Source organism: Flavobacteriales bacterium, from assembly GCA_013214975.1.
In the GTDB taxonomy this organism is placed as follows: Bacteria; Bacteroidota; Bacteroidia; order DT-38; family DT-38; genus DT-38.
Genome location: JABSPR010000281.1, coordinates 1 through 2297, shown reverse-complemented (window position 1 = coordinate 2297; position 2297 = coordinate 1). Strand labels below are relative to the sequence as shown.

The 2297-nt window shown below is 38.6% G+C and carries 1 protein-coding gene; it reads right to left on the bottom strand.

The genetic code is table 11. From position 1 onward, the window contains the following. A partial coding sequence (locus HRT72_09070; GenBank protein ID NQY67857.1) for a hypothetical protein occupies window positions 1-2297 on the bottom strand: 2297 nt, incomplete at both ends.

Genomic DNA, 2297 nt, shown 5'->3' with positions numbered 1-2297 from the left:
TCAGCAACATCGATATTCCCGTTGTCGGCTAAGGCACCACCGGCCTTTAGACGCTGGGCTTCATCGAGTACAATTCCAAGTGCATTTTTTGCTCTTGAAACTTGATTTGGAAACTCAATTTCGAAACTTCTTCTCGCCTCTCTCGCCGATATTGCATTTTGTCTAAGAACAACAGCGTCTGCATCCAATTGATCTGCTCTAGCAAGCATTCGTTGTTTCCTATCCTCATCTCCTTCAGTAGAAGCTGTGCTTTTTAAACCTTCCGATTCAGCCTCCTTCGCTTCTGCATCCTTATCGAGTTGAGTAGCTTCTGTTTCTAATCCATCCGCTTGCTTCTTCAAAGCTAAAAGCTGCTCCATTATACTCTTATAATCCTTATAGCCCGGTGAAGTAAATACTTGACGTAAATCATCTTCATTAAGTGACCCCTGATATTGAGCAACTATTTCATCATCGATATCGCCATCTCCAGTAACATCAATTTGAGGAATACCTTCTACGTCTATAGTATTTGCAGATGCCAAGCTAGTTTCTTCAAGATTAGTGTCCTCAATTGGCTCGGTTACTTCTTCTTCAATAACACTAGTCTCATTATTCAAATCAATAGCAGGCTCTTTACTCGGAATTACCTCTGCTACAACATCAGTGTCTTCAATTGAATTGGCTACTATATTCTCATCTGTTTGATTTTCTTCTGTAATAACTTCTTCGCTAACAATATTTTCGGTCTTAGCTAACTCCACATTAGCCTCTACGGCTACCTCAGTAGCAATTTCAGACTCAACCGGAATTGGATTTGCCAATGTAATTAAATCGTCTCCTAAGTTTTCCTCTCTAACAGCTTCTTCGTATAACCCATCTACCGATGCAAGTTTATTATTTGCCGCTTTTAGCATAACATTACCCTCTTCTAAAGCCTTATCCTTTTTCTCTCCATCGGGCATTGCTTTAGCTTTGGTTACAACCGACATAGATATAGTATAATCTAATCGTGCTTGCTTAGCTACAGAAGCGGCCTTGGCGTACTTTACCTTAGCTACTTCCGATTGAAGTTTCTCACCAACCTTAACTGTCATGTGATTATCTTCAATACTATTAGCTCGAGTATATGAGATTGACGCTGTAGTAGCAATTGAATCTGCCATTTTGCTAATTCCATTTGCTTCCTCTATCATATCCATTCCTAAAATGTCTGGAGCCACTCGTGCATTTTCCTTTAACAGTTTAGCCTCCATTCTAAGAGTTCGAGCTAAACGATATGAGTTAGAAGCCTCTAAATATATTGTTCTTGCCTTCTCAGAATGGATTGTAGGAACAAGTCTTTCTATTTCATCGCGTTTATCTTGCTCATAAATCCTATCGTAACTATTCTCTACAATTTGTTGTTCTTTATTCATATTAACAACGATATCTTCTAACTGAGCAATAAATTCTCTCTTACGTTCTAGGTCATCTGTAAGAGCAATTTGTTCTTTTATTTTCTTAGCCTCTAGCTCTGCATTTATTCTAAACTCATGATAATTGTCAACTTTTAAATCTTCATCTACAACATCTATCTTCTCATCAACAGATATCGCAGGAAGTAATGTATTAGATACCATTCCTAATTCTAAACTTTTATTTGCTAGAGAACCTTCTGTCACTTCCGTTGATCCCTCCACAACTATTTCATCATTTCCAGATGGTTCATTTGTGCTATTATTAGCAACAGGTTCGGTTCCTTCCACTTCAACGCTTACATCCTCTGTAACACTGATAGGGGTTTCGTTTATAGCAAGACCACTCTCTTCTACCGGTTCATTGTCGGACTCAATATCAGTTCCTACTTCACTTTCTATCACCACCTCTGCAATCTCTTCTGTATCTACATCTGCAGCTACTTTTACAGGCTCTGTTTCCTCTTCAATTTGGGCCACATCCTCAGCAGGTACAATAATACCTAAAGCTTGTGCTGCCTCTCTTTCTCTATCGGTTAAGCTATCTGATCCAATTGCTTCGCTTCCTTCAATTGCATTCTGACTACCTGCAGTTTTACTTGCACCTTCAATAGCCAATTCCTCTATTCCTGTATTATCTGTTCCTTTAGATGCAATCGGTGCTTCCTCTATTACTTCAGCAACAGGTTCAGACATTTCATCTAGTCCTAGTAAATTATTAGCCATATTCCTCTTTTTAACTACAAGAGACTCTAACATGACAATCCTCTTTTTAATTCCAGCTCTATTTTCAGGTTTGGCTTCTCTTATTTTAGATTGTTCAGAATCCAACGAAACTTGGAGATTATCTGCCCACTTATT